Source organism: Burkholderia sp. NFPP32, from assembly GCF_900119325.1.
In the GTDB taxonomy this organism is placed as follows: domain Bacteria; phylum Pseudomonadota; class Gammaproteobacteria; order Burkholderiales; family Burkholderiaceae; genus Burkholderia; species Burkholderia pyrrocinia_C.
Window position 1 is genome coordinate 13214 of record NZ_FPJP01000035.1, and the last position, 25166, is coordinate 38379.

26 protein-coding genes are annotated in these 25166 nt (G+C 67.2%); 10 read left to right on the forward strand and 16 right to left on the reverse strand.

Annotation, left to right across the window (positions count from 1 at the left end):
• Nucleotides 1–45: 45 nt before the first annotated feature.
• The 6 genes from BT264_RS34640 to BT264_RS34665 form a co-directional block, all read right to left on the reverse strand.
• Nucleotides 46–618, reverse strand: coding sequence for an AidA/PixA family protein (locus BT264_RS34640; protein WP_072445118.1), 573 nt, complete (start codon nt 616–618; stop codon nt 46–48).
• A gap of 317 nt (nt 619–935) precedes the next feature.
• Nucleotides 936–2027, reverse strand: a complete 1092-nt coding sequence (locus BT264_RS34645) for a porin (protein WP_072445117.1) — start codon at nt 2025–2027, stop codon at nt 936–938.
• A 177-nt stretch (nt 2028–2204) separates the two neighbouring features.
• Nucleotides 2205–2927, reverse strand: coding sequence for an SDR family NAD(P)-dependent oxidoreductase (locus tag BT264_RS34650; protein WP_072445116.1), 723 nt, complete (start codon nt 2925–2927; stop codon nt 2205–2207).
• Nucleotides 2905–4026, reverse strand: a complete 1122-nt coding sequence (locus BT264_RS34655) for a 2,3-butanediol dehydrogenase (RefSeq protein WP_072445115.1) — start codon at nt 4024–4026, stop codon at nt 2905–2907. The genes BT264_RS34650 and BT264_RS34655 overlap by 23 nt, the downstream gene beginning before the upstream one ends.
• A gap of 1 nt (nt 4027) precedes the next feature.
• Complete coding sequence (locus BT264_RS34660) at nt 4028–5332, reverse strand: MFS transporter (protein WP_072445114.1); 1305 nt, start codon at nt 5330–5332, stop codon at nt 4028–4030.
• An 18-nt stretch (nt 5333–5350) separates the two neighbouring features.
• Nucleotides 5351–5884, reverse strand: a complete 534-nt coding sequence (locus BT264_RS34665; protein WP_072445113.1) for a 2,4'-dihydroxyacetophenone dioxygenase family protein — start codon at nt 5882–5884, stop codon at nt 5351–5353.
• Between the two features lie 185 nt (nt 5885–6069).
• On the opposite strand from BT264_RS34665, the gene BT264_RS34670 reads away from it, so the two are divergent.
• A complete protein-coding gene (locus BT264_RS34670) occupies nt 6070–7050 on the forward strand; it encodes a helix-turn-helix domain-containing protein (RefSeq protein ID WP_072445128.1) in 981 nt (326 codons plus the stop codon).
• An 81-nt stretch (nt 7051–7131) separates the two neighbouring features.
• Here BT264_RS34670 and BT264_RS34675 read toward each other — a convergent pair whose 3' ends face one another.
• The 4 genes from BT264_RS34675 to BT264_RS34690 all read right to left on the reverse strand — a co-directional run bounded on the left by BT264_RS34675 (nt 7132) and on the right by BT264_RS34690 (nt 12017).
• Nucleotides 7132–8697, reverse strand: a complete 1566-nt coding sequence (locus BT264_RS34675) for a GMC family oxidoreductase (RefSeq protein ID WP_072445112.1) — start codon at nt 8695–8697, stop codon at nt 7132–7134.
• 152 nt (nt 8698–8849) lie between these two features.
• A complete protein-coding gene (locus tag BT264_RS34680; RefSeq protein WP_072445111.1) occupies nt 8850–9818 on the reverse strand; it encodes a helix-turn-helix domain-containing protein in 969 nt (322 codons plus the stop codon).
• Between the two features lie 249 nt (nt 9819–10067).
• Nucleotides 10068–11015: an aldo/keto reductase gene (locus tag BT264_RS34685; protein WP_072445110.1), complete on the reverse strand. Its 948-nt coding sequence runs from the start codon at nt 11013–11015 to the stop codon at nt 10068–10070.
• Nucleotides 11016–11396: 381 nt separating this feature from the next.
• Nucleotides 11397–12017 carry a LysE/ArgO family amino acid transporter gene (locus BT264_RS34690; RefSeq protein WP_034181470.1) on the reverse strand — a complete coding sequence of 207 codons (621 nt, stop codon included), beginning with the start codon at nt 12015–12017 and terminating at the stop codon, nt 11397–11399.
• 109 nt (nt 12018–12126) lie between these two features.
• Here BT264_RS34690 and BT264_RS34695 point away from each other — a divergent pair, with 109 nt between their 5' ends.
• Nucleotides 12127–13020, forward strand: coding sequence for a LysR family transcriptional regulator ArgP (locus BT264_RS34695; RefSeq protein WP_072445109.1), 894 nt, complete (start codon nt 12127–12129; stop codon nt 13018–13020).
• Between the two features lie 48 nt (nt 13021–13068).
• Here the strand turns inward: BT264_RS34695 and fnr are convergent, their stop codons facing one another.
• The 3 genes from fnr to BT264_RS34715 all read right to left on the reverse strand — a co-directional run bounded on the left by fnr (nt 13069) and on the right by BT264_RS34715 (nt 15394).
• Nucleotides 13069–13815 carry a fumarate/nitrate reduction transcriptional regulator Fnr gene (fnr, locus tag BT264_RS34700; protein WP_072445108.1) on the reverse strand — a complete coding sequence of 249 codons (747 nt, stop codon included), beginning with the start codon at nt 13813–13815 and terminating at the stop codon, nt 13069–13071.
• Nucleotides 13816–13918: 103 nt separating this feature from the next.
• Entirely contained in the window at nt 13919–14386 is a 468-nt protein-coding gene (locus BT264_RS34705; RefSeq protein WP_072445107.1) for a universal stress protein, read from the reverse strand.
• Between the two features lie 597 nt (nt 14387–14983).
• Nucleotides 14984–15394 carry a DUF3005 domain-containing protein gene (locus BT264_RS34715; RefSeq protein ID WP_072445105.1) on the reverse strand — a complete coding sequence of 137 codons (411 nt, stop codon included), beginning with the start codon at nt 15392–15394 and terminating at the stop codon, nt 14984–14986.
• A 278-nt stretch (nt 15395–15672) separates the two neighbouring features.
• Between BT264_RS34715 and BT264_RS34720 the strand changes: the two genes are divergently transcribed.
• Both BT264_RS34720 and epsC read left to right on the forward strand, forming a co-directional pair.
• Entirely contained in the window at nt 15673–15906 is a 234-nt protein-coding gene (locus BT264_RS34720) for a hypothetical protein (protein ID WP_034181465.1), read from the forward strand.
• Nucleotides 15907–16045: 139 nt separating this feature from the next.
• Nucleotides 16046–16966 (forward strand): serine O-acetyltransferase EpsC, encoded by a 921-nt coding sequence (epsC, locus tag BT264_RS34725; protein ID WP_034181464.1) that lies wholly within the window; start codon nt 16046–16048, stop codon nt 16964–16966.
• Nucleotides 16967–17002: 36 nt separating this feature from the next.
• On the opposite strand, the gene BT264_RS34730 is transcribed toward epsC, so the two are convergent.
• From BT264_RS34730 to BT264_RS34740, 3 genes are all read right to left on the reverse strand, one after another.
• Nucleotides 17003–17806, reverse strand: coding sequence for an SDR family oxidoreductase (locus BT264_RS34730; RefSeq protein ID WP_072445104.1), 804 nt, complete (start codon nt 17804–17806; stop codon nt 17003–17005).
• Entirely contained in the window at nt 17806–18435 is a 630-nt protein-coding gene (folE, locus tag BT264_RS34735) for a GTP cyclohydrolase I FolE (protein WP_034181462.1), read from the reverse strand. Before folE ends, BT264_RS34730 begins: the two co-directional genes overlap by 1 nt.
• A 98-nt stretch (nt 18436–18533) precedes the next feature.
• On the reverse strand, nt 18534–19460 hold the full coding sequence (locus BT264_RS34740; protein WP_034181461.1) for a LysR family transcriptional regulator: 927 nt from the start codon (nt 19458–19460) through the stop codon (nt 18534–18536).
• A gap of 116 nt (nt 19461–19576) precedes the next feature.
• Between BT264_RS34740 and BT264_RS34745 the strand changes: the two genes are divergently transcribed.
• From BT264_RS34745 to pcaC, 6 genes are all read left to right on the forward strand, one after another.
• The gene (locus BT264_RS34745; RefSeq protein WP_072445103.1) at nt 19577–20809 is read left to right on the forward strand and encodes a 4-hydroxybenzoate 3-monooxygenase; all 1233 of its coding nucleotides are present in this window, start codon (nt 19577–19579) and stop codon (nt 20807–20809) included.
• Nucleotides 20810–20951: 142 nt separating this feature from the next.
• Nucleotides 20952–21668, forward strand: coding sequence for a 3-oxoacid CoA-transferase subunit A (locus BT264_RS34750; RefSeq protein ID WP_034181459.1), 717 nt, complete (start codon nt 20952–20954; stop codon nt 21666–21668).
• Between the two features lie 13 nt (nt 21669–21681).
• Nucleotides 21682–22338, forward strand: coding sequence for a CoA transferase subunit B (locus tag BT264_RS34755; protein ID WP_047903702.1), 657 nt, complete (start codon nt 21682–21684; stop codon nt 22336–22338).
• A gap of 88 nt (nt 22339–22426) precedes the next feature.
• A complete protein-coding gene (locus BT264_RS34760) occupies nt 22427–23800 on the forward strand; it encodes a 3-carboxy-cis,cis-muconate cycloisomerase (protein ID WP_072445102.1) in 1374 nt (457 codons plus the stop codon).
• On the forward strand, nt 23800–24585 hold the full coding sequence (gene pcaD, locus BT264_RS34765; RefSeq protein ID WP_072445101.1) for a 3-oxoadipate enol-lactonase: 786 nt from the start codon (nt 23800–23802) through the stop codon (nt 24583–24585). The genes BT264_RS34760 and pcaD overlap by 1 nt, the downstream gene beginning before the upstream one ends.
• Before the next feature lie 10 nt (nt 24586–24595).
• Nucleotides 24596–24982, forward strand: a complete 387-nt coding sequence (gene pcaC / locus BT264_RS34770; protein WP_046548861.1) for a 4-carboxymuconolactone decarboxylase — start codon at nt 24596–24598, stop codon at nt 24980–24982.
• The last annotated feature ends 184 nt before the right edge of the window (nt 24983–25166 follow it).

A 25166-nucleotide genomic window follows, 5' to 3' on the forward strand; every position in this document is an offset into this window, starting at 1 on the left:
CTCGCGCCGATCACGCCGCGGTCTTGTCGAGGCGCCGGTTCGAGATCACCCGTGGCTGATGGCGAGGTAAGCCTTCCAGGTGACGTAGCCCTTCAGGTGCGCGTGCCGGTCGTAAACGGCAGCGACAAACGCATAGGTCTCTTGGCCGGGACTGAGCACGGTGGCTTGCGCCCAGTAGTCTGCGCGCAGCTCTGTTTTCACACTGTTGTTGTCGGGCCAGCCCTGTTCCGGGTAAGGCTCGGTGGTGTTCTCGGTCATGTGCGAAACATAGCCCAGAAGGTTGCCGCTGATTGCTTGGATGCCGTACAGGAAGCACTTGTAGTTTTCCGTGTCCGTCAGCGACACGGTGCGCCAGTAAATCATGTCGTTGACGTTGGCCTTGAGCATCAAGTTGCTGCCGCCCTCGCCCTGGTACATACCTTGCACCGAGCCTTGGCCAAAGCCAGACGCCGCATCCGCCAGCGGGGTGATCATGTAGACGGTATCGGGGTTGTTCCCGAGCGCGGTCGCCTTTTCCGGCGTCGCGCCGAGCGTATTGTTGTTCTGTTTCAGAATCTCCTGGACATCGAATGCAATCAGGACGTCAATGAATTTGAAGCTATCCAAGGTATGAGACATGACAGTTCCTTTCACGCTTTATCGTTGAAGAACACTCTGCTGAGTGACGACGCCCGTGGCGCCGGCATCTCTCCCATCCTGCGAAGCAGCGCCTGCGGAGAAATCGGGCGCGTGGAAGAGTACCGACAGCGTACGAAGAATTGATCCGCGAATCGATTACACGTGGTTACAGTGCACGCGTGACGAGATGTGCGGCGCGTGCATGTGAATCCTGCATCCGGTGTATGGCTGTACCAGCGTTGCCGGAACCTGCGTCCTGCAGTTGCCCGGACAGGCCGGCCGCGGATCGCCGGCAGGATTCGCCGACAGGCTGGAACCTAGAACCGCGTACTGAACCCGACCCGGGCGATCGACTGCAGCGCGCCGCTCGACGCGCCGTTCGCATCCATCACGCCGTTGATCTGCGCGTTGCTGCCGCGGCTCGCGCGCTGGTGAACGCCTGCCACGTACACCATCGTGCGCTTCGACAGCCAGTACTGGACGGCGGCGAGGAACTGGTGCGCATGCGCGTTGTCGAGCGTGTCGTTGCCCTTCATGTACGTGTAGCTCGCGCCGACCACCCACACAGGCGACGGATGCCACGCCGCACCGGCTTCCGCCGACCACGCGCCCGCGCCGTTCTGCGCGTTGCGCACGGTCGTGAAGAGTGCCTTCCCCGTGACCGTGCCGAGCGTGTAGTGCACGCCCGCCCCCCAGTTGCGCACGCTGGTCGGCGGCAGCCCCGCCGCCGCGCCGTATTTCTGATTCGTATAGGCTGCGCCCGCGCCGAACGGACCGTTGTCGTAGCTCGCGCCGACGCTGACCGTGTTGTTCGCGCCGACCGACCCTGCAACGTTGCCGAAACCGTACAGTGCGCCGAAGGTCAGGCCCGACAGCGACGGGCTCGTGTACTTGACGGAGTTCGCGACGCGATTGCTGCCTGCAACGCGATCCCAGTCGAACGCACCTGTCGGGTTGTTCGGCAGCGCGAGCTTGTCGAACGGTCCGTTGCGGAAGCCGTACAGGCCGACGAGATCCTGCGCGATCTCGTTGCCGCTCGCGGCGAGCGCATCGACCATGAACTCGTACTGGTTGCCGAGCGTGAGCTTGCCGTAGCGGTCGTTTTCCAGCCCGACGTAGGCCTGCCGCGCGAATAACCCGCCGCCGATGATCGAGCCGTTGCCGAGCGAATACTGATTCACGAGCCGGAAGATCGCACGCGTGCCCGCGCCGAGATCCTCCTTGCCTTCGAACCCGAGCAGGTTCGGAAAGAAGATGTTGTCGTCGAATTTCGCGTTTCCGCGACCGCCTTCGTTGCTGACGTAACTGAGGCCGGCGTCCATCAATCCGAACATCGTCACGCTGCCCTGCGCGAACGCCGCCGCCGGAATCGCGCAGGCCGCGAGTGCCAGAAGGGTCTTTTTCGTCATCTCCAAATGCTCCTCACATGTTTCCGATCGGGTCGGATATTTTTTGATTGGACTACTGAATGACATGAAAAAACATGAACCTGAATGATCCGGATTCAGGTGCAACCGAAAGGGACCGGGTCGCGCACGGCGCATCGGGAGCGGCTGCCTGCCCGCCGACACGCCGCGCGCCGAGCGCTATACCGTCGAATACCCGCCGTCCACCGGCACGACCGCACCGGTCACGAACGACGCGCCGGGCGAGCACAGAAACAGGATCGCTTCCGCGACCTCGTCGGTCGTGCCCCAGCGCCCGAGCGGCGTGCGCTCGAGGATCTGCCGCGACGCGTGCCCGTCGGCCATCAGCCCGCTGCTGAGCGGCGTGTCGATCCAGCCGGGCGCGACCGCGTTCACGCGAATGCCGCGATCGGCCCACGCCTGCGCGAGCGAACGCGTGAGCTGCGCGATGCCGCCCTTGCTCGCGCTGTACGCGGGCCGGTCCTTGCTGCCGAAGTACGTGTACATCGACGCGACGTTGACGATACTGCCGCCGTGCGCGGACAACGCCGGCAACGCGGCGTCGGATGCGCGCATCACCGACGTCAGGTTTACGTTCAGCACGAGCTCGAACTGGTCCATCCGGTATTCGTCCGCGTGCCGGCTGATGCCGACGCCGTTGACGAGCACGTCGAGCCGCGGCAGCGCGGCGATCGTGCCTGTCAGCGCATCGCTGTCGATCACGTTGAGTTCGATGCACCGGATGCGCTCGTGCACGGGCGCATGCGGGCCGGCGGCGTCGAGCCCGAGCGCGACGACCGATGCGCCGGCTTGCGCGAACCGCCATGCGGTGCGCGCGCCGATGCCCGATGTGCCGCCCGTCACGACGACAGTCTTGCCTTCAAACGCCAACGGACGACTCATGCTCGATGCTCCCGACAGTGTGTGCGCGGCGGGCGTACCGCTGCGCGGGGGAAACCAGGATCTTGATCTGGGTGCGATCGGCGAGCAGCGCGTCGAAGCCGTCGGCGACGGCATCTTCGAGCGACACGGTGCGCGTGACGATCGATGTGAGGTCGAGCGCGCCCGACGCGACGATGCGCAGCAGGTCTTCGTATGCATGCCGATAGCCGACGCTTGCCGTGAAGGTCAGCTCGTCGTTGACCGCGCGGAACGCATCGAAGCCCGCACGCGGCATCAGGCCGACCATCACGACGCGGCCGCCCTTGCGCAGCGCGTGCATCGCCGCTTCGAACGTGGCCGGCAAACCGGCCGCCTCGAAGCTCGCATCGACGCCGAGCCCGCCCGACGCCTCGCGGATCGCGTCGCGCAGCACGGCCGCGTCGAGCGAGCGCGCGTTGAACGAGTGCGTTGCGCCGAGACGCGCGGCGGCCGCGAGGCGCTCGGGCGACACATCGACCGCGACGATGGTCGTCGCGCCCTGCAGCTTCGCGAGCTGGATCAGCAGCAGGCCGATCGGCCCGAGCCCGAATACCGCGCAGGTGTCGCCGAGCCGGAGTTCGGCGCGGCGCAACGCATGCAGCGCGACGGCGGCGGGTTCCATCACGGCGGCCTGTTCGAGACTGACGCCGTCGGGCAGCCGATGCAGCATGTAGGCCGGCACGACCGCGAAGTCGGCCATCCCGCCGTCGCCCATCAGCCCGGCGAAGCCCATCGACACGCACAGGTTGTACGACCCCGAGCGGCAGTATGCGCATTGGTGGCAGCGATACTCGGGCTCGACGGCGACGCAGTCGCCCGGGTTCAGCGTCGTCACGCCTGCGCCGACTTCGACGACGGTGCCGCAGAACTCGTGGCCGAGCGTCAGCGGCGCGGTGCGCCGCGACAGCGGATGCGGCGCGTCGATGGGAATCGCGTGCGGGCCGTCCGCATATTCGTGCAGGTCGCTGCCGCAAATGCCGCAATAGGCGACCGCGATGCGCACCTCGCCCGGCCCCGCGCGCGGCGTGTCGATTTCCACGAGACGGACGTCGCGCGGGCCATGCCATTGAAGTGCGCGCATGTCAGCGTCCTCCGAGGTTCTGCGTATCGAGACGGTTCGCGGCGGCGCCGGCGAGCGCGCGCTTGCGCAGCACGGCAGGCGCGGTTTCGACGAGGCCGAACGACAGCCCGCACGCGAGGATCGCGCCGGTTGCCGACGTCCACATCGCGAACTGCAGGCCGTAGCGGTCGGCCGCGAAGCCGGCGACGGTCGGCGCGACGAAGCCGCCGATCAGCTCGCCGGCGCCCATGATCAGCCCGAGCGCGCTGGCGATCGCGCGCGGCGGCACCGTTTCGGCCGGGATTGTCGCCATGAACAGCGTGAAGCAGCCAAGGCCCGTGTAGGTCGCGAGCACGAGCGCGCAGAGCGCCCACAGCGAATTCGCGTGAATCATCGCGACGGGGCACGCGGCGGCGACCAGCGCGAACACGATCATCGTCGGCTTGCGGCCGATCCGGTCGGAGATCGCCGGCACCGCGAAGCCCCAGAACACCCATGCGGCGCCGAGGCAGGTCATCACGACGCCCATGTCGGACGGCGAAAGATGGCGGCTGTCGACGAGGAAGACCGGCGCGAACGAGATGACCACGACGAACCAAGTGAGGAAGAAGCAACTGATCAACACGCAGAGCAGGATGTTGCGTTCCTTCAGCAGCGCCCAGCGGTTGATCGCGGCGCCGCCCGCCGCTGCCGCGCCGACGGTGTCGGCCTGCGCGTGCCGTGCGCCGCCGGGCGGCACTTCGCGAACCCAGCGCCAGATGCAGAAAGCGATCAGGAAGCCCGGAATGCACGATACGTAGAACGCCTCGCGCCAGCCGTATGCGGTCGCGATGCCGATCACGACCGGCGGGCCGATCATCGCGCCGAGCAGGCCGGCGGCCGAGCCTTGCAGCAGGCCCATGTTCAGCCCGCGGCGGCTCGGCGTCGAACTCTCCACCATCAGCGACTGCGACAACGGCAGCACGGGGCCTTCGGCGATGCCCATCAGCGCACGGAATGCGATCAGGCTCGCGAAGCCGCCGACGAACCCCGACAGCGCAGAGCACACGGAAAAGCCGAGCACGGCCGCGATCAGCAGCGGCTTGCGCGTGCCGCGCGCGTCGGACCACGCACCGGTCGCGGCGCCGGACAGCGCCCACGTGAGCGCGAGCGCGGACGACACCATGCCGAGCTGCGCATTCGTCAGGTGCAGTTCGGCCGACATGAACGGGAACAGGAACGACAGCGCGAGGCGGTCGAAGAACACGAAGCCGAACGTCATGAACAGGATCAGCAGCAGCCTGTTCTCGTACGTCCGTGCGAGTTTGGGGGAAGGGTGGGATGTCATGGCGGGCCTCGTCGCGCGTCAGCGGAACAGCTTCTCGATCGCTTGCGCGCCGAGGCCGACCTTCTCGTAGTGGGCCTTGCACATCGCGATGTACGAATGCACGTCGAAATAGCCGTCGGGGTTGCCTTCATCGTCGAGCCAGATCAGCGGCCCCTTGACGATGAAGAACGCGCGCATCGGCTCGGGATGGTCGAACGCGACGAGCGTGTGGCCTTCGCCCGGCGTCTCGTACACGAAATCGCCCTTCGTTGCGGTCCATTCGTGTTCCAGGTAGCCCCATTTGCCGGACAGCGTGTATGCGAATACCTCGTGCGGGTGATAGTGCCGGTTCACGAGCCCTGCCTCCTTCGCCATCAGGATGTCGCACCATTTGTTCTGCGACGGCGAGATCCACAGCGGCCGCGACGAAACCGTTTCGGTGAACGGAACGTAATAGCGCTCGTCGTCGGTGGCCGCGTTCGCGATGTAGGCCTCGGGCAGCGCATCGGGCTTGAACGGATTGGCAATCGGCGGGATGTTTTGCCAGAATTCGGCTACGGCTTTGTCGACCACGGCTTGTCTCCTTGTGCATGGGTGTCGTGGGTTCGACTTTAGCCAGCCGGTGCGCGCCGCTCTTGACTGGGCTGGACGAATTGCTTGACCGCGCCGGACAATGCACTGCACGACGTTTAAACGATCCATCCCCCAATTCCGCAATGCATGCCGCTCCGTACGACGGGGCGCCAGCAGGAGGCGACGTGACGAATTCGACCGTTTTTTCACGCACGCGAGGCTCGACGGCCGACGTGCCGGCGCGCGACCGGATGGCGTACTGGGATGCGTTCAACGCGGCGACGCTGGTCGGCCTGCGCTGCTCGTCGCTGTCGCCGGCCGGGCTCGAAGTCGAGAAGACCGACATCGCGCTGCCGGGCCTCGGTATCGCCGACATCAGCGGCCAGGATCACGTGATCGAGCGCAGCCCCGCCTTGGTCCGCCAACTGCCGAAGGAATCGCTGTTCGCGTGCCAGATCCTGAGCGGGCGCGCGTATTTCATCCAGCGCGACCGGTGCCTGCTCGCGGAAGCCGGCGATGTCGTCGTCTACGACACGCGCGTGCCTTATCTGTTCGGATTCCTGACGCCGATGCGGCAGCTGCTGATCGATATCCCGATCACGACGTTCGACGACCGGCTCGATGCGGAACTGGCGGCGCTGCCGCTGCGGATCGCGCCGAAGCCGGGCGCGGGCGCGATGCTCGGCGCGACGCTGCGCGCGAGCGTCGAGCGGTTCATGAAGGATCCGGTCGAGCGCGATGCCGCGCGCTTTGCAGAGCACACGCGCACGCTGATCGCGGAACTCATCGACGCGGAAGTGAACGGCGCGGGCGCATCGCGTGCGTCGCTGTCGTACCTGCTGACCGCGAAGCAGTACATCGCGACGCATCTCGGCGAGCCGGAGCTCGGGCCGCAGGCGGTTGCCGACGCGGTCGGGCTGTCGCTGCGCCATCTCGGCCGGCTCTTTGCGGCCGAAGGCGAGTCGATCACGCAGCACATCTGGTCGGAACGGTTGTCGCATGCGCATCGCGAGCTGACGGATGCGCGGCTGCGCAAGACGAGCGTCGGCGAGATCGCGTTTCGCTGGGGGTTCTCGAGCCAGGCGCATTTCAGCCGCGCGATTCGCGAGCGCTACGGCGCGTCGCCGATGGCGCTGCGCGAGGCGGCGCGCGCGGCCGAGCGCTGACGCCGGCGGGTTGCGGTTGCGGCGGCGCGTATGTCGCGCACCGTTTTTGTTTTCAGTGCAGTGCGGCGCCCGCGCGCCGCGTCACTCCGCCAGCATGAACTCCGCGCAACGCTCCGCGATCATGATCGTCGGCGCGTTCGTGTTGCCGGACACGATGCGCGGCATCACCGACGCGTCGCAGATCCGCAATCCGTCGATGCCTTGTACCGCGAGGTGCGGCGTGACGACCGCGTGCGCGTCGTTGCCCATGCGGCAGGTACCGGCCGGGTGATAGACGGTTTTCGCGCGGCGCCGCACGTAGTCGGCGAGTGTCGCCTCGGTCAGCGTCTCGGCTTCGCGAACGATGCGCGCGAGCGACGGCGCGCGGATGATCTGCCGGGCGAGCGCGACGCCGCGCATGAGGCCGTCGACGTCGGCCGGGTCGGACAGCGCGCCGCTGTCGAACCGGATCGGTGCGGCCGGATCGTTGCCGCGCAGTTGCACGGAGCCGCGCGAGCGCGGCCTGAGCAGGCACGGGTTGATCGACAGGCCGTGGCCGGGCAGCGGCTCGCGGCCGACGTCGCCGACGAGCGTCGGCAGCACGTGGAACTGGATGTCCGGCCGGCCGCTTCCCGTCGTATCGACGAACGCGCCGGATTCGACGACGTTCGACGTCAGCAGGCCCGTGCGGCACAGCATCCACTGTAGCCCGTGCCGCAACGCCTTCAGCCCGCGATCCTCGCCCAACAGGCTGACCGGCGCGTGGCTATAGCCGTAGATCGATACTTCGAGGTGGTCCTGGTAGTGCGCGCCGACGTCGCGGCTGTCGTGCAGCACGTCGATGCCGTGCGCGTGCAGGTGCGCGCCGGGCCCGATGCCCGACAGCATCAGCAGCTTCGGCGTGCTCAGCGCGCCGGCCGCGAGCACGACGTCGGCACGTGCGGCCGCCGAACCCGTCGCGCCGCTTTCGGTGCACCAATCGACGCCGGTCGCGCGCCGGCCGTCGAACCGGATGCGCGTGACGCGGCAGCCGGTCAGCACGCGCAGGTTCGGATGGCCGATCGCATCGGCGAGATAGGTGGCCGCAGTGCTGCCGCGCTGCCCGTCGAAGATCGTCGTGTGATAGAAGCCGACACCGTGCTGCGCGGCGCCGTTGAAGTCGTCGTTGTATGCGAGGCCCGTTTCCTGCGCGGCCTTCACGAACGCGAGGCTCAGCGGATGCCGGTAGCGCGTGTCGCCGACCTTCAATGGCCCGTCGGTGCCGTGAAACGGTTCGGAGAGCCGCAGGTGCGATTCGGCGCGCTTGAACACGGGGAGCACGTCGTCCCAGCCCCAGCCCGTGCAGCCGAGCGCGGCCCAGTCGTCGTAGTCGTCGCGCGTGCCGCGCACGTACAGCATCGCGTTGATCGAACTGCCGCCGCCGAGCGTGCGGCCCTGCGGCACGTAGGTCTTGCGTCCCGCCGCGCCGGGCTGCGGCTCGCTTTCGAACGTGACCGTGCGCCGCGTGCCGAGCACGCGGATGAACGTCGCCGGAATCCGGATGAACAGGCTGTCGTCCTTCGGGCCGTCCTCGAGCAGCAGCACGCGCCTGCCGGCCTTCACCAGCCGATGCGCGACCGTGCAGCCGGCCGAACCGCCGCCGACGACGATATGGTCGTATGTCTCCATCCCGCTTCTTCTCCTTGCTGTCGGGCGGCGGAACGAGTGCCGCCGCGCAGGAAGCCAGCTTAGCGAGCGATATGCGGCCCATTTGACCGGGACGGACGCCGTGCTTGCCTCGCACGGACACGGCGGCGGGTAGCGGGTTTTGCGGCGTCCGGTTACCGCGCGTCGGCTGGCGCGCGCGTGTCGCTCGGCGTCTCGCCGAAGCGTGCGCGATAGCTGCGGCTGAAGTGCGCGCTGTTGTTGAAGCCCCAGCGGAACGCGATTTCGCTGACCGTCAGGTGCTTCAGCGACCGGTCGCGCAGGTCGGCGCGGCAGCGTTCGAGCCGCCGCGCGAGGATGTAGCGCGTGAGCGGCATCCCTTCGATCTCGAACACGCGCGCGAGCTGGCGCGGCGACAGGTTGATCGCGCGGCTCACGGACTGACTGTCGAGATCGTCGTCGGCGAGATGGCTGTCGATGAACGCCTTCGCGCGCGACAACGTGTGGACGGTCGACTTCGTCGGCGACGCATCGCCGTCGCGCAGCCGCAGCATCGACTGCACGAGCTCGAGTATCGCAACGGCGCGCCGCTCGCGCGTGCCGGGCGCCGGCTCCTGCGGTGCGGCGAGCAGCGCGTACACCTGCCGCACAGCCCACGATGTCACGCCGTCGTCGCGATCGATCTTGACGAGGCTGCGGTAGCGCCACGGCCCGACACGTGCTTCGAACACGTCGCGCGGCACGTCGAGCACGGTCATCGCCATGTCGGCGGGAAAGCCGTGCCCGTACGGCACCGACGTGTCGTAGAGGACGATATCGCCCGGCGCGTGCCGCATGCAGTCGACGTCCTGGAACGTATAGCCTTGCCCTTCGTGCATCAGGCAGATGAACAAGGCGTCGCGCTGGTCGGCATGGATGTTGTGCGGCGTACGCACGACCGCGTGCCGGTTCGCGACGATGTCGCATGCGCTGAACAGCCCGAGATCGCGCTTGCGCAGCGTCGCGTCGATGCCTTCGGACGATTTTCCGCTGCATTCGATCCGCACGAGCGTGCGGGCGACATGGTCGACCCAGAAGTCGACGCGCTCGGCGCCGCGTACAGTGCGCGTCGAGATCGTGACGATCCCCGTGCTGGTATCCGGCATGACGTTCTCCCAATGACCGCCCGAGCGGCGCAGTCTCGGGCACGTCGAATGTCGCGGTCAATCCGTGAAAGACCGGGGCCGGTGTGCGACGCGCTTGCAGCGGGGCGTTGCGGCCGGACGTGCGATCGATGTCCGGCTGGGTCAACGGAAGCGGCCGTGTCAGTCAAAACGCGAGTGCGATTTTCGGCTACGTAGCGCGCGTATCGCCACGCGCTGCCGACAGGTACCGCCGGCCTGCGGCCCCCGACTTCAGGTTGCGCTGGCCTCGTCGATCTGGCGGATGTCGTCCTGATCGAGCCGGATGCGGATCGCTTCGCCGAGCAATTCGAGCTGCGCGAGCGACGTCGCGCTCGCGATCGGCGCGGTGATCGTCGGCCGCGCGATCTGCCACGCGAGCGCGATCGCGGCCGGCTGCGTGCCGTGCTTCGCCGACACGGCATCGAGTGCCGCGAGAATGCGCAGGCCGCGTTCGTCGAGATAGCCGGCGACGCGATCGCCGCGCACGCTCTTCTTCAGGTCGGCCTCGCTGCGGTACTTGCCCGACAGGAAGCCGCTCGCGAGCGCGTAATAGTTGACGACGCCTAGCTTCAGGTCGCGCACGACCGGCTCGAGATCGCGTTCGTAGTCGGCGCGGTCGATCAGGTTGTACTCGGGCTGGATGACCTGGTACGCGGGCAGGCCGTCGCGCTTGCTGATGTCGGCGGCTTCGCGCAGGCGCGCGCCGCTGTAGTTCGATGCGCCGATGATGCGAACCTTGCCTGCGTCGATCAGCGTCTGGTACGCGCCGAGCGTTTCCTCGAGCGGGGCCGTATCGGCGAGGTCGCGGTGCGAGAAATACAGGTCGATGTAGTCGGTCTGCAGGCGGCGCAGCGAATCGTCGGCGGCCTGCAGGATGTTGTCTTTCGTCAGGCCCGCGCGTGTCGAAAGCAGGCCGACCTTGGTCGCGATCACGACCTGTTCGCGCTTGCCGGAACGCTTGAGCCACTTGCCGATGATCGTTTCCGATTCGCCGCCGCTGTTGCCGGGCGCCCAGGCCGAATAGACGTCGGCCGTGTCGATGAAGTTGATGCCGGTGTCGGCGAGCGCGTCGAGCAGCGAAAACGATGCGTTTTCGTCGATGGTCCAGCCGAAGACGTTGCCGCCGAACGCGAGCGGCGAAACCTGGATGTTCGACGTGCCGAGAGTGCGTAGTGCCATGTTCTGCTCCGATATCGGTGGGGTGACGGGATTGAACTGCCCGATTGGCCAGGTCGAGCGCGACGAGACGGCGGGGTGCGCGTTGCGGTTCCACCGTTGTCGCAGGACAGCGGACATTCTCGCCGATCGGTTCGATTCGTGCAGGCGGTGCGTCGTCGCGATGATGGACGGCCTGCGACAGATGACGGACGCATCGTCCGTCACGTTGGTGGTCCGTGCGACTGCGTTGGATCTGGAGCTGAATTTCGCTGCGGCGATGCGCTGCGGGAAGCGGGATGCCGTGTCGGCGGAAGCAGGCGGGAAGGCGGGACGCCCCCGACGTGGCGCAGGAGCGGATCGGCGCACAGGCGGCAGGCAGCCGCCCGTGCGATGGCGAGTCGGTCAGCGCAACTGCACGGCCGCGAGAAACAGCACCATGCTGCCGATCGCGCCATCCAGCACGCGCCACGCAACGGCCTTGCGGAACCACGGCGCCAGCAATCGCGCACCGTAACCGAGCCCGAGAAACCACACGACGCTGACCGCCATCGCGCCGATTGCGAACGCGAGCCGTGCGCCTTCCGGCTCGCGCGCGCCGGCCGTGCCGATCAGCAGGAACGTGTCGAGATATACGTGCGGGTTGAGCCACGTGAACGCGAGCGTCATCAGCACGATCGCGAGCCCGCTCTGCGGAGGCGGCGCGACCGCGTCGCCGCGCACGTCGAGCGTTGCGTGGCCCGGCTTGAACGCGCGGCGCAGCGCGTTGATGCCGAACCACGCGAGATACGCGAGGCCGACATACAGCACCGCGTGGACGAACGTCGGATAACGCTCGACGAGCACCGATGCGCCGCCGACGCCGGCGCCGATCAGGATCATGTCGGACAGCGCGCACAGCAGCACGATCTTGCCGACATGCGAGCGCATGATGCCTTGGCGGAGCACGAACGCGTTCTGCGCGCCGATGGTGACGATGAGCGATGCGCACAGTGCGGCGCCGTGGGAAAAAGCGAGCCAGTTCATGGTGGTGACAGCAGTAGAAGCAGTAGACGGATGAATCGGGTAGCGCTAGTCTGCGGTCAGCATGAGAATAAGAGAAGCTAATTAACCTAATGCGGATTAAGGAAATCTAATGCTCGACTACGCCCTGCTCGATGCCCTCGCGGCCGTGATCCGGTACGGCTCGTTCGAGCGTGCGGCCAAGGAGCTGAACGTCACGCCGTCGGCGGTGTCGCAGCGCGTGAAGCTGCTGGAGGAGCGCGTCGGCAGCGTGCTGGTCAAGCGCGGGCAGCCGTGCGTCGCGACGACGTCGGGCGCACTGCTGTGCCGGCATACCGAGCGCGTGCAACTGCTCGAGGCCGAGCTGGGTGGCCGGATGCCGGCACTGCCGGGCCAGATTGCGAGCGCATGGCCGATGTTGCGCGTGGCCGTCAACGACGACAGTGTCGCGACGTGGTTCATCGACGCGGTCGGGCCATTCTGCACGGAGCGCGAAACGTTGCTCGACCTCGTGATCGACGACCAGGACTACACGGCGGCGCGTATCCGCGACGGCAGCGTGCAGGGCGCCGTGACCGCGCAGGCCGAGCCGATCCAGGGATGCCGGTCGGAGCGGCTCGGGCGTATCCGCTATCGCGCGGTGTGCTCGCCGGCGTTTTACGAACGCTATTTCGGCGCGGGCATCACGCGCGATGCGCTGCGTCGCGCGCCGTGCGTGATGTTCAATCCGAAGGACGGGCTGCAGGCGCGTTTCATGCGGCGCGTGACGCGCGCGGATCTCGATCCGCCGCAGCACTGGATACCGCACGTCGCGGGCTATCTGCGCGCATGCGAAACGGGATTGGGATGGGGGATGTGCCCGGACCGGATGGTCGACCGGCAGCTGGCGGCGGGCGAACTGGTCGACATGTCGCGCGGGCGCACCGTCGACATCGATCTTTACTGGCAGAGCTGGCGTCTGTCGATCGGCTGGCTCGACGATTTCAGCGCGGCGCTGAAGGCGCGCGCCGCGCTGTTTCTCGACTGATCGGTAACGTCACGCGGGCGGCGCGCGAGATGCGCGCGCCGTGCGGGATCAGACGCGATGCAGGCCGTCGAAGTCGATGATCTGCACATGACGGCCCTGCATTTCGATCAGGCCGCGCTTCTGGAACTTGGACAACGTGCGGCTGACCGTTTCGAGCGTCATGCCGAGGTAGCTGCCGATGTCTTCGCGTGTCATCCGGAGGTTGAATTCCGACGGTGAGTAACCGCGCTTCAGGTAGCGCGACGATACGTCGAGCAGGAACGCGGCGACACGTTCTTCGGCATTCAGCGAACCGAGCAGCATCGTCTGCGACGTTTCGCGCACGATCTGTTCGCTCATCAGCTTGTGCATGCGCAACTGCATCGAGCCGGCTTCCGAGCACAGCGCCTTCAGCGCGCTGTACGGAATCACGCAGACGGAGCTGTCTTCGAGCGCGACCGCGGTGCGCGGATGCGTGTCGTCGCAGATGCCGTCGAGGCCGAGCGCTTCGCCCGCGAGATGCAGGCCCGTGACCTGTTCGCGGCCGTCGTGGCGCGTGGCGACGGTTTTCAGCGAACCCGAGCGCACCGCGTACAGGTTGTCGAATGCGTCGCCTTCGCGGAACAGCGCTTCGCCGCGCTTGACGGGGCGCGCCGCGCAGATGACCGATTCGAGGCGGCTGAGCGCTTCGGGCGCCAGGCCCTGCGGCATGCACAGGTGCCGCATTGCGCACGACGAGCAGTGCGCGGCCTGGCGAGGAGCCCAGTTGCCGGCATGAGGCGTGGCGGCGGTACGTGTGGCGACGGGCGTCAGCATGATCGTTTACTCCGGCGTTGAATCGACTGAATCATTGTCCCACCGCAAGTTGTCGCTGTCGGGTGACAAAACGTCGCGACCGGCCGAGGATGCCGAACGCCGTTCATGCGGCTTGCTCGTCCGTGTTGGCGGCGGCCGGAATCAGCAGCACGGGCAGCGTCGCGTGCCGCACGCATTGTTCGGCGATGCTGCCGAGCACGAGACGGCGGAACCCGCGGCGGCCGTGCGTGCCGAGCACGAGCAGATCGGCGCCGAACGCGTTCGCGCCCTCGAGGATCAGCTGCGACACATCGTTGAGCGACGTCGCTTCGGCCAGCTTCGTATCGCCTTTCACGCCCGCTGCCTGCATCAGCTTCGTGAAATCCTTCGCGAGCTCGTTGCCTTGCGCGACGAGCTGATCGCGCAGCACGGACGGGTCGTAGCCCGGCACGTTGTAGTAGATCGCGGCGTTCTCGACGACGTAGAACGGTTGCAGCTCGGCGCCGTGTGCTTTCGCGAGCGCCAGCGCGGCATCGAACGCATGGCGGGACGTGTTGCTGCCGTCGACGGCAACCAGAATACGCTTGTACATAGTGTCTCCGAGTGGCGGGTTGAAACGAAGTCGGCCGGATGGCCGATCAGTCTGAGCAATGCTGCGAGGCAGGGTAAACCAATGGCGGGGACTTCGCAGTGTGGTGCCTGTCCTGCCGTGCTACAGCAGCGCCTCCGGCACCGCGGCGCACGGCCATGCGCGCGATGCATGCCGCACTGCGCGACGCGTATCGCACGGCTGCGTCGCATCCGTCGTTCGCGGGCCGCCGCGCGGTTCGCGACTGCCGGCTCCGAGCGATGGTGGATGAAGACCGCATCGTCGCCGGGAACGGATGCGCGGGTATCGGAATCGCGCGTTGCACAGGTGCACGCATCGCGGCGCGTGCATGCCGCACCGACACGGTGCAACAGCCGCGCCGATGAACCACGCGCATCGTCATTCAATCGCAACCGCGCCGTTTCGACATGACTTCGATCAACGCATGTGCGTCGGCGCGATTCGCGGCATGCATGAAACCGCCGATGCCGACGCGCGGAATCGTTCGCTTGCGCACCCGTCGCGCGCGCCGATCCGCCGGCATCGATCGTCGACCGATGCCGATCCGCAAACGAACGATCGATTCAAACGCTGCGCCGGCTACCTCGGTACGGCCGTCAACTCGATCACGCGTTCCGGCCGCCGTCCGTGGCCGGGCCAGTACGCGCTGCCGTACATCCGGTGGACGGGGCCGAACTGCGCATCGTCCGCGGGCGACGGCGCGGCGAAGCCTTTCTCGATCATCACGTAGCCCGCGCGTAGCGCGAACGCCGGATGGTTGCCGCCGGCGCGGCTGTCGAAACCGGCGAGGCCGTCGCCGGCTTCGGGCATCGAATCGACGAGCGACGCGTTGCTGCCCGTGATCTGGTCGGGCGAGATCGGCCCGCCGCCGGCGAGAAGCCACGCCTCGCGGTTCTTGCCGTCGGTGTCGACCGTGCTGTCGTGAGTGTCGTCGTTGTCGAGCTCGACGCTGTGCGGATGCAAACGACCTGTTTGACCGGATGATTCCATCACGGCTCTCCTGGCGGCGAAGCGCTTCGGATCGAAGCAAATCCCGTTCCGGGTACGACGGGAAAAGGCGCGCGGGCGACCGCCGCGGTCGCGCGACGCGCACTGATTTGTCATGATTTATTTCAGCTAGAAGACGCGTTTTCTACAGAGTATGATTCTTTTCCTGCGAAGCGGCGACAGGGGATGCGATCTCGCCGCCTCTGCCCGCGCCGGGGCGCCGCAGCACCCTTAAAGACGGGTAGTGAACAACAAAGCAAGGGACTAGAGGTGGCGGATTCATGCAAGCGACTACTGCCTTCACGCACCGCGGTTATCTGTTGAATTGCGCGCCCGCACGCGCCAGTGACGGTTCGTTCAAGCCCTACGTCGTGATCTCCCGATCGAGCGACGGGGAGTTGGTTGCGAACCGTTTTTTCCCGACCGAGCTCCAGTTCAACGACGAAGGCGCCGCGATCGCGCACGCGCGCGACTGGGCCGTGCGCTGGATCGACGCGAGCAGCATCGTGATCTGACGCCATCGCGTTTCCTGCATCGTCGGCCGTCCGGCCGATCCCCCGGTGTGCCGCTCCCGGACAAAAAACGCGGTAATCTTGCGGAACCCGTCACTTTATTAGCGGCCGTGCGACCGAGCGCGGCCGCCTGCATTTGCATATGTCGACATCACCCGTCCGCCAGTGGGGCCTCGAAGAAATCGTAGCCGGCTTGCGCGAGTCGCGCGAGGAACTCCATCGCACGCGCCATCCGCGCGGCATCCGCGAACTGCCGTCCCGCGATGCGATCTGCAAGATTGTGACCGGCCTGCGCGCGTCGATGTTTCCGACGCATTACGGCGCACCGGATCTCACCGACGAAAGCGTCGACTACTACGTCGGCCACACGCTCGAAAGCACGCTGCGCGTGCTGTGCGAGCAGATTCGCCGCGCGCTGCCGTTCCTGCCCGAGCATGCGGACACGCCGTTCGCGGAACTCGACGAGCGCGCGTTCGAGATCGCGCGCGAGTTCGGCCGGCAGTTGCCGGCGGTCCGCGCGCTGCTCGTCAGCGACATCCAGGCCGCGTACGCAGGCGATCCGGCCGCGCAGCACATCACCGAGATCCTGCTGTGCTATCCGGGCGTGCTGGCGATGATGCACCACCGGCTCGCGCACGCGCTGCACCAGCTCGGCGTGCCGCTGCTCGCGCGCTTCATCAATGAAATCGCCCACTCGGCCACCGGCATCGACATCCACCCCGGCGCGCAGATCGGCCCGAGTTTCTTCATCGACCACGGCACCGGTGTCGTGATCGGCGAGACGGCGATCATCGGCGAGCGCGTGCGCCTGTACCAGGCCGTCACGCTCGGCGCGAAGAGCTTCCCTGCCGATGGCGAAGGTGCGCTGGTCAAGGGCAACGCACGGCACCCGATCGTCGAGGACGACGTGGTGATCTATGCGGGTGCGACGATTCTCGGCCGTGTGACGATCGGGCGCGGCTCGGTGATCGGCGGCAACGTGTGGCTCACGCACAGCGTGCCGCCCGGCACGAGCGTCGCGCAGACCAGGGCCCGCGAAGGCGGCAGCGCCGAGAAGCCGTAACGCGGCGCGCGGCCGCCGGCCGCCGCTGCGCGTGCATCAGTGCTTGCCGGCGGGCGAGCGGTGCTTGTACAGCACGTCCTGGTCGACGCGGATCAGGTTCTGCCCCGCATCCACCACGAAATCCACGCCGTTGTAGGCGTTGCCCGTCAGCAGCAGGATCGCGCTCGCGACGTCGTCGGGGCCCGCGATGCGCGCGAGCGGCGTCGATGCGCGGCTCGCGTGTTCGAAGTCGGCCTGCGTCTGGTCGTCGCTCGGCAGCATCAGCCCCGGGAATACCGCGTTCACGCGCAGCACGGGCGCGCATGACAGCGCGAGCATCTGCGTGAGGTTGCCGAGCGCGGCCTTCGCGACCGTGTAGCTGAAATGGTCGCGGTGAAAGTTTTCCTTGATCTTCTGGTCGACCACATTCACGACGACACCCTGCGTGCCGGCGGCACGCGCCCGTTCATAGAACGCGCGCGTGAGGAGGATCGGCGCGCGGCAGTTGACGGCCCATGCCTGGTCGAACGCCGCGAGATCGAAGCTCGGGAAATGGTCCTGCCAGAACACCGACGCGTTGTTGACGAGCACGTCGAGGCGCCCGAAGCGCGCATACACCTGGTCGATCAGCGAAGTGATCTGCGCGGCATCCGACAGGTCGGCCTGCAGCGCGATCGAATCGTGCCCGCGCTCGACGATCGCGCGGGCCGCCGCGCGTGCGGCATCGGCCGAACGGTCGTAGTGCACCGCGGTGCGATAGCCGTGCGCGGCGAAATACTCGGCGAACGCGCGCCCGGCCCGGCGCGCGGCGCCGGTCACGAGCACGACGGGCGCATGCGCCGTTTGCTTCGTCGACTCCATTACGTATTCGTCAGGTTGACTGAAGAAGGATTGGCAACGATCGACAGGAATTCGCGCCGCGTCGACGGATCGGTGCGGAACGAACCGAGCATGCGCGACGTGACCATCTCGACGCCCGGCTTGTGCACGCCGCGCGTCGAGATGCACTGGTGCGCGGCTTCGAGGATCACGCCGACGCCCTTCGGCTGCAGCACGTCGAACAGCGTATCGGCGATCTGCACGGTCATCTTTTCCTGGATCTGCAGGCGCTTCGCGAACGCGTCGACGAGGCGCGCGAGCTTCGAGATGCCGACCACGCGATGGTTCGGCAGATACGCGACGTGCGCGCGGCCGATGATCGGCACCATGTGGTGCTCGCAGTAGCTCTCGAAGCGGATGTCCTTCAGCACGATCATCTCGTCGTAGCCGTCGACTTCGCTGAACGTGCGCGCGAGGATGTCGCGCGGCTCCACCGCATAGCCGGCGAAGAACTGCTCGTACGCGCGCACGACGCGCGCGGGCGTGTCGACCAGGCCTTCGCGTGCGGGATCGTCACCGGCCCAGCGCAACAGCACGCGGACGGCGGCCTCTGCTTCTTCGCGGCTCGGCCGGGATGCGGCCTGCTCGGGCCGTGCGGATTTTTTACCCATGTAGTGGCTCCATCGAAGGCCGCCTGCGGCGGCCGATATCCGGCAATTGTTTCATGCTTTCGCGGGTCGTGCGTGCTAGCTCGAACAGGCCCTGGCGCTCACTTCGGCCATTCGTCCTGCTCGTCGTTGAACAGCGACGCGACCACGCCGCGCAGCCACGCGGTGCGCGGATCGTTGTGGTACTTGCGATGCCAGTGCTGCTTCAGGTCGAAGCGCGGCAACGCGAGCGGCGGCTCGACGGGCACGATGAACGCATGCTCGGCTGCGTACGCATAGCCGATCGCATGCGGCACCGTCGCGATCAGGTCGGTGCGGCTCAGGATGAACGGCAGGCTCATGAAGTGCGGCGTCTCGAGCACCGCGCGGCGCTGCATGCGCTGCTTCGCCAGGTATTTCTCGAGCACTTCCTGGCTGCGCCCTTCGGCGCGCACCACCGCATGCCCGCACGCGAGGAACTGCTCGACCGTGAACGGCGGCGTCTGTTCGAGCGGATGGCCGCGGCGCATCAGGCAGACGAACCGGTGCGTGAACAACCGTTGCTGGAAGAAGTTGTTGCCGTCCAGATCGGGGAAGTAGCCGACCGCGAGATCGATCGACCCGGCTTCGAGGCCGCGTCCGACTTCGTCGTGCGCGAGCGAGACCGAACGCAGGTTCGCGTGCGGCGCGCGCGTCGCGAACGCCTGCAGAAGCTTCGGCAGGAACACGATCTCGCCGACGTCCGACAGCGCGATCGAAAACGTATGCGTGCTCGCGGCCGGATCGAAGTCGTGCGGCGCGACGAGGCCGCGCTCGATCTGCGCGAGCGCGTCGCGTGCGGCCGGCAGCAGCGCGAGCGCGCGCGGCGTCGGCTCCATCCCGCGCGACGTGCGCACGAACAGCGGATCGCCGAAATACTCGCGCAGCCGGCCGAGCGCCGTGCTCACGCGTGGCTGGCTCACGCCGAGCAGGTCGCCGGCGCGGCTGACGTTGCGCGTGTCGTCGAGCGCGACGAGGTAGGGAATGAGGTTCAGATCGAGCGAATCCATCATCAGGCCAATATCTTCAAAACGTATACAACATATCTCCTGAATCGCGTTGCCGCATAGTCGGGAAAGCGCTCAAATGTGTTCCATTACTCGAACCAATGTTCAGGAGACGAACAATGCGCACCCAAGTCGCGATCATCGGCGCCGGTCCGTCCGGCCTTCTGCTTTCCCATCTGCTGCGCCTGCAAGGCGTCGATTCCATCCTCGTCGAAGCGCGTTCGCGCGAATACTGCGAGAACCGCATCCGTGCCGGCGTGCTGGAGCAGGGCACGGTCGATACGCTGAATGAAGCCGGCCTCGGCGACCGGATGCGCCGCGAAGGGCTCGAACATCACGGGATCGAGCTGCTGTTCTCCGGGCAGCGTCACCGCATCGACCTGTCCGAGCTGACCGGCGGCCGCGCGATCACCGTCTACAGCCAGCATGAAGTCGTGCGCGACCTGATCGCGGCCGGCGTCGAGCACGGCCACCCGATGCACTTCGAAGTCAGCGACGTCGCGCTGCACGACGTCGAAGGCGAACACCCGTTCGTCACGTTCAAGCACGCGGACGGCCGCGCGGACCGCATCGACTGCGACTACATCGCCGGCTGCGACGGCTTCCACGGCATTGCGCGCCAGACGATCCCGGCCGAGCGGCTGAACACGTTCGAGCGCGTCTACCCGTTCGCATGGCTCGGCATCCTCGCCGACGCGGCGCCGTCGCTCGACGAACTGGTGTACGCGCATCACGACAACGGCTTCGCGCTGTTCTCGATGCGCTCGCCGACCGTCACGCGCCTGTACTTGCAATGCAAGCCCGACGAAAACCTCGCCGAATGGTCCGACGCGCGGATCTGGGACGAACTGCACATGCGCTTCTCGAACGACACGGGCTGGACGCCGACCGAGGGCCGGATCACGCAGAAAAGCGTGACGCCGATGCGCAGCTTCGTGTCGGAGACGATGCAGCACGGCCGGCTGTTCCTTGCCGGCGACGCCGCGCACATCGTGCCGCCGACCGGCGCGAAGGGGATGAACCTCGCGGTGGCCGACGTCCGCGCGCTGTCCCGCGCGCTCGGCGCACGTTACCGGACGGGCGACGCGACGCCGCTCGACACGTATACGGCGACCTGCCTCGAGCGCGTATGGCGCGCCGAGCACTTCTCGTACTTCATGACGAACATGCTGCATTCGTCGCCGGAGGATTCACCGTTCGTCAATCGCCTGAAGTTTGCCGAGCTGAAATACGTGACGCGCTCGCGGGCCGCCGCGCAGTCGCTCGCCGAAAACTACGTCGGGCTGCCGTTCGACGATGCAGGGACCCCCGAGGCAACCCGCCTTGACAACGCGCTGTGCGCGACTCTATGATCGGCCCATCGTTCGCTAATCGAATCTAGGTTCGATTGGCGAACAAATGCCCGGGTCGAAATCGGCCCGGCGCGGCACGCGGCACGCGCGTGTCCCCTCGACAGGCCGCGCATCGTGCCGCGGGTTCGTATCAGGAAGAGACATGGTCAACAAGATTTTCGAATCGCTTCAGTCGGCGGTTGCCGACATCCACGATGGCGCGACAATCATGATCGGCGGCTTCGGCACGGCCGGCATGCCGTCCGAGCTGATCGACGCGCTGATCGAACAGGGCGCGCGCGACCTGACGATCGTCAACAACAACGCGGGCAACGGCGAGACGGGCCTGGCGGCGCTGCTCAAGGCGAAACAGGTGCGCAAGATCATCTGCTCGTTCCCGCGCCAGAGCGACTCGCAGGTGTTCGATGCGCTGTACCGCGCGGGCGAGATCGAGCTGGAGCTCGTGCCGCAGGGCAACCTCGCTGAGCGCATCCGCGCGGCGGGCGCCGGCATCGGCGGCTTCTTCACGCCGACGGGTTATGGCACCAAGCTCGCGGAAGGCAAGGAAACGCGCGTGATCGACGGCAAGCCGTATGTGTTCGAGACGCCGATCCACGCCGATTTCGCGCTCGTGAAGGCGTACAAGGGCGATCGCTGGGGCAATCTCGTGTATCGCAAGACCGCGCGCAACTTCGGGCCGATCATGGCCAGCGCCGCGAAGGTCGCGATCGTGCAGGTGTCGGAGGTCGTGCCGCTCGGCGCGCTGAACCCGGAACACATCGTGACACCGGGCATTTTCGTACAGCGCATCGTCGAGGTGCCGCAGGCCGCCCATGCGGCCGAGCTGGCCGCCGAACACGCTGCATCGCAAGCCGCTTGAGGGAGATATCCAGATGAAACGACTGACCCGCGATGAAATGGCCAAGCGCGTCGCGCAGGACATCCCCGAAGGCGCGTACGTGAACCTTGGCATCGGCGTTCCGACGCTGGTGGCGAACCACCTCGACCCGAGCAAGGAAATCTTCCTGCACAGCGAGAACGGCCTGCTCGGCATGGGCCCCGCGCCCGCGCCCGGCGCAGAAGACGACGAACTGATCAACGCCGGCAAGCAGCACGTGACGCTGCTCACCGGCGGCGCGTATTTTCACCACGCCGATTCGTTCGCGATGATGCGCGGCGGCCACCTCGACTACTGCGTGCTCGGCGCGTTCCAGGTGTCCGCGAACGGCGATCTCGCGAACTGGCATACGGGCGCACCCGATGCGATTCCTGCCGTCGGCGGCGCGATGGACCTCGCGATCGGCGCGAAGCAGGTGTTCGTGATGATGGAGCACCTGACGAAGCAGGGCGAGAGCAAGATCGTCGCGCAGTGCTCGTATCCGGTCACCGGCGTGCAATGCGTGAGCCGTATCTATACGGATCTCGCCGTGCTCGACGTGACGGCCGACGGCCTCGCGGTGAGCGAGATCTTCACCGACCTGTCGTTCGACGAACTGCAGAAGCTGACCGGCGTGCCGCTGATCGACGCGACGCAAAAGGCCGCTGCCTGAACCGCAGGCGTGCCGGCGCGCGCGATCGAGCGCACGCCGGCGCGCTTGGGTGGACAATAGGCGCACGCCGTTTCCCCAATCTGATGCCATGCTCGAAGACAGCGCCCGCCTGACCTCCCTCATCTGCGGCACCGAGCCGCTCAACCGGATCTGGTCGCCGCGCGCGACGATCCAGCGGATGCTCGACGTCGAGGCCGCGCTCGCGCGCGCGCTCGCCGCGCAGCAGGTGATTCCCACTGCCGCGGTCGCGCCGATCGTACGGGCGTGCGACGCAAGCCGGCTCGACGCCGACGCGCTCGCGCACGGCGCGGCGCTTGGCGGCAATCTTGCGATTCCGCTCGTCAAGCAACTCACCGCGCAAGTGAAGGCCGACGACCCCGAGGCCGCGAAGTTCGTGCACTGGGGCGCGACGAGCCAGGACATCATCGATACCGCCACCGTGCTGCAGCTGCGCGACACGCTCGACGTGCTCGAGCCGATGCTCGACCAGGCGTGCGCGTCGCTCGCGGCGCTCGCACGCACGCATCGCGCGACGCCGATGATCGGCCGCACCTGGCTGCAGCAGGCGCTGCCGATCACGCTCGGCCTGAAATTCGCCCAATGGCTCGATGCGCTGCTGCGCCATCGCGCGCGCTTCGCCGAATTGCGCGAGCGCGTGCTGGTGCTGCAATTCGGCGGCGCGGCCGGTACGCTCGCGAGCCTGCGCGAGCACGCGCGTGGCGTCGCGGCCGCACTCGCGGCCGACCTGAAGCTCGCCGTGCCGGCCGTGCCGTGGCATACGCAGCGCGACCGCATCGCGGAAGCCGCATCATGCTTCGGGATGCTGACGGGTACGCTCGGCAAGATCGCGCGCGACGTGTCGCTGCAGATGCAGACCGAAGTCGGCGAACTCGGCGAGCCGGCCGCCGCCGGCAAGGGCGGCTCGTCGACGATGCCGCACAAGCGCAACCCGGTCGGCTGCGCGGCCGTGCTGACCGCCGCCGTACGCGCGCCGAACCTCGTCGCGACCGTGTTCGCGGGGATGGTCCAGGAGCACGAGCGCGCGCTCGGCGGCTGGCAGGCCGAATGGGATGCGCTGCCCGACCTCGCGCGGCTGACGGGCGGCGCGCTCGCGCAGATCGCGCAGATCGTCGCGGGCCTCGACGTCAATACCGAACGCCTTGCCGCGAACCTCGACCTGACGCACGGGCTGATCCTCGGCGAAGCCGTGATGCTCGCGCTTGGCGACCGGATCGGCCGGCTCGATGCGCATCACGTCGTCGAGCATGCGTCGAAGGAAGCCGTGCGCACCGGCGCGACGTTGTTCGACGTGCTCGCCGCCGATGCAACCGTGTCCGCCCACCTGTCGCGCGACGCGCTCGCGCGGCTGCTCGATCCCGCACATTACGTCGGCGAGGCGCAGGCCTATGTCGACGCCGTGCTCGCGCTGCATGCGGGTACGACCCAACCAGGAGAACATTGATGCCTTTCGCCACTGTCAACGGCGTGAAACTGCATTACCGGATCGACCGTGCCGCGCGCGACGACGCGCCATGGCTCGTCTTCTCGAACTCGCTCGGCGCCGACCTGCAGATGTGGGCGCCGCAGATCCGTCCGCTCACGCAGCACTTCAACATCCTGCGCTACGACACGCGCGGCCACGGCCATTCCGACGCGCCGGCCGGTTCGTACACGATCGACCAGCTCGCGGGCGACGTGATCGGCCTGCTCGACCACGTCGGCATCGCGCGCGCGCATTTCTGCGGGATCTCGATGGGCGGGCTGACGGGCGCCGCGCTGGCCGCGCGCTACCCGTCGCGTATCGTTCGCGCGGTGCTGTCGAACACCGCCGCGAAGATCGGTTCGCCGGAAGTGTGGGCGCCGCGTGCGCAGAAGGCGCGCGCCGAAGGCATGGCCGCGCTCGCCGACGCCGTGCTACCGCGCTGGTTCACCGATGCGTTCGTCGAACGCGAGCCGCGCCTGTTCGACGCGATCCGCGACACCTTCGTGCATACCGACAAGGACGGCTACGCGGCGAACTGCGACGCGCTGAACGCGGCCGACCTGCGCGAAGAGGTGAAAGGCATCGCGCTGCCGGTGCTCGTCGTGACCGGCGCGAAGGACATGTCGACGCCGCCCGACCAGGGCCGAGCGCTGGCTGCCGCGATTCCCGGTGCGCTTCACGTCGAATTCGACGCCGCGCACATTTCGAACATCGAGTGTACCGGCGGCTTCAACCGCGCGCTGCTCGATTTCCTGACCGCGTGAGGCACCGGCGATGGACGACCAGGAACGTTACGAAGCAGGGATGAAGGTGCGCCGCGCGGTGCTCGGCGATGCGCACGTCGACCGTTCGCTCGAGAACCGCACCGAGGTGACCGACGAATTCCAGAACCTGATCACGCGCTATGCATGGGGCGAGATCTGGACGCGCGACGGCCTGCCGCGCCATACGCGCAGCCTGCTGACCATCGCGATGATGGTGGCGCTGAACCGCGGCGAGGAACTGGCGCTGCATCTGCGCGCCGCGCGCAACAACGGCGTGACGCGCGACGAGATCAAGGAAGTGCTGCTGCAGACCGCGATCTATTGCGGCGTGCCGGCCGCGAATTCCGCGTTCCATCTCGCGGACAAGATTTTCAAGGAACAGGACGGGGCCGCCTAGGACGGCCGCGTAAGACGGCCGGTCAGGAGCGGTCGGCTGAGGGCGACCGCAACCGATCGTGTGGCCCGCTGTCCCAAGCGGGCCGTCGACGACGGGATCGATGAACGCGCCGGCAGAGTATCGGCGCGCGGCGCACCGGATGGCCGGTGGGCGAACAAAGGAAGGGCGCGGCTGCCATGCCGTA

Excerpts from the sequence above, each read along its gene's own strand:
- BT264_RS34745 (WP_072445103.1), top strand. The coding sequence starts at position 19,577 with ATGCGCACCCAAGTCGCGATCATCGGCGCCGGTCCGTCCGGCCTTCTG.
- fnr (WP_072445108.1), bottom strand. The coding sequence starts at position 13,815 with ATGCTGACGCCCGTCGCCACACGTACCGCCGCCACGCCTCATGCCGGC.
- BT264_RS34640 (WP_072445118.1), bottom strand. The coding sequence starts at position 618 with ATGTCTCATACCTTGGATAGCTTCAAATTCATTGACGTCCTGATTGCA.
- BT264_RS34730 (WP_072445104.1), bottom strand. The coding sequence starts at position 17,806 with ATGGAGTCGACGAAGCAAACGGCGCATGCGCCCGTCGTGCTCGTGACC.
- BT264_RS34760 (WP_072445102.1), top strand. The coding sequence starts at position 22,427 with ATGCTCGAAGACAGCGCCCGCCTGACCTCCCTCATCTGCGGCACCGAG.
- pcaD (WP_072445101.1), top strand. The coding sequence starts at position 23,800 with ATGCCTTTCGCCACTGTCAACGGCGTGAAACTGCATTACCGGATCGAC.
- BT264_RS34755 (WP_047903702.1), top strand. The coding sequence starts at position 21,682 with ATGAAACGACTGACCCGCGATGAAATGGCCAAGCGCGTCGCGCAGGAC.
- BT264_RS34695 (WP_072445109.1), top strand. The coding sequence starts at position 12,127 with ATGCTCGACTACGCCCTGCTCGATGCCCTCGCGGCCGTGATCCGGTAC.
- BT264_RS34650 (WP_072445116.1), bottom strand. The coding sequence starts at position 2,927 with ATGAGTCGTCCGTTGGCGTTTGAAGGCAAGACTGTCGTCGTGACGGGC.
- BT264_RS34685 (WP_072445110.1), bottom strand. The coding sequence starts at position 11,015 with ATGGCACTACGCACTCTCGGCACGTCGAACATCCAGGTTTCGCCGCTC.
- BT264_RS34655 (WP_072445115.1), bottom strand. The coding sequence starts at position 4,026 with ATGCGCGCACTTCAATGGCATGGCCCGCGCGACGTCCGTCTCGTGGAA.
- pcaC (WP_046548861.1), top strand. The coding sequence starts at position 24,596 with ATGGACGACCAGGAACGTTACGAAGCAGGGATGAAGGTGCGCCGCGCG.
- BT264_RS34715 (WP_072445105.1), bottom strand. The coding sequence starts at position 15,394 with ATGGAATCATCCGGTCAAACAGGTCGTTTGCATCCGCACAGCGTCGAG.
- BT264_RS34740 (WP_034181461.1), bottom strand. The coding sequence starts at position 19,460 with ATGGATTCGCTCGATCTGAACCTCATTCCCTACCTCGTCGCGCTCGAC.
- epsC (WP_034181464.1), top strand. The coding sequence starts at position 16,046 with ATGTCGACATCACCCGTCCGCCAGTGGGGCCTCGAAGAAATCGTAGCC.
- BT264_RS34675 (WP_072445112.1), bottom strand. The coding sequence starts at position 8,697 with ATGGAGACATACGACCATATCGTCGTCGGCGGCGGTTCGGCCGGCTGC.
- folE (WP_034181462.1), bottom strand. The coding sequence starts at position 18,435 with ATGGGTAAAAAATCCGCACGGCCCGAGCAGGCCGCATCCCGGCCGAGC.
- BT264_RS34705 (WP_072445107.1), bottom strand. The coding sequence starts at position 14,386 with ATGTACAAGCGTATTCTGGTTGCCGTCGACGGCAGCAACACGTCCCGC.
- BT264_RS34690 (WP_034181470.1), bottom strand. The coding sequence starts at position 12,017 with ATGAACTGGCTCGCTTTTTCCCACGGCGCCGCACTGTGCGCATCGCTC.
- BT264_RS34645 (WP_072445117.1), bottom strand. The coding sequence starts at position 2,027 with ATGACGAAAAAGACCCTTCTGGCACTCGCGGCCTGCGCGATTCCGGCG.
- BT264_RS34750 (WP_034181459.1), top strand. The coding sequence starts at position 20,952 with ATGGTCAACAAGATTTTCGAATCGCTTCAGTCGGCGGTTGCCGACATC.
- BT264_RS34680 (WP_072445111.1), bottom strand. The coding sequence starts at position 9,818 with ATGCCGGATACCAGCACGGGGATCGTCACGATCTCGACGCGCACTGTA.
- BT264_RS34720 (WP_034181465.1), top strand. The coding sequence starts at position 15,673 with ATGCAAGCGACTACTGCCTTCACGCACCGCGGTTATCTGTTGAATTGC.
- BT264_RS34660 (WP_072445114.1), bottom strand. The coding sequence starts at position 5,332 with ATGACATCCCACCCTTCCCCCAAACTCGCACGGACGTACGAGAACAGG.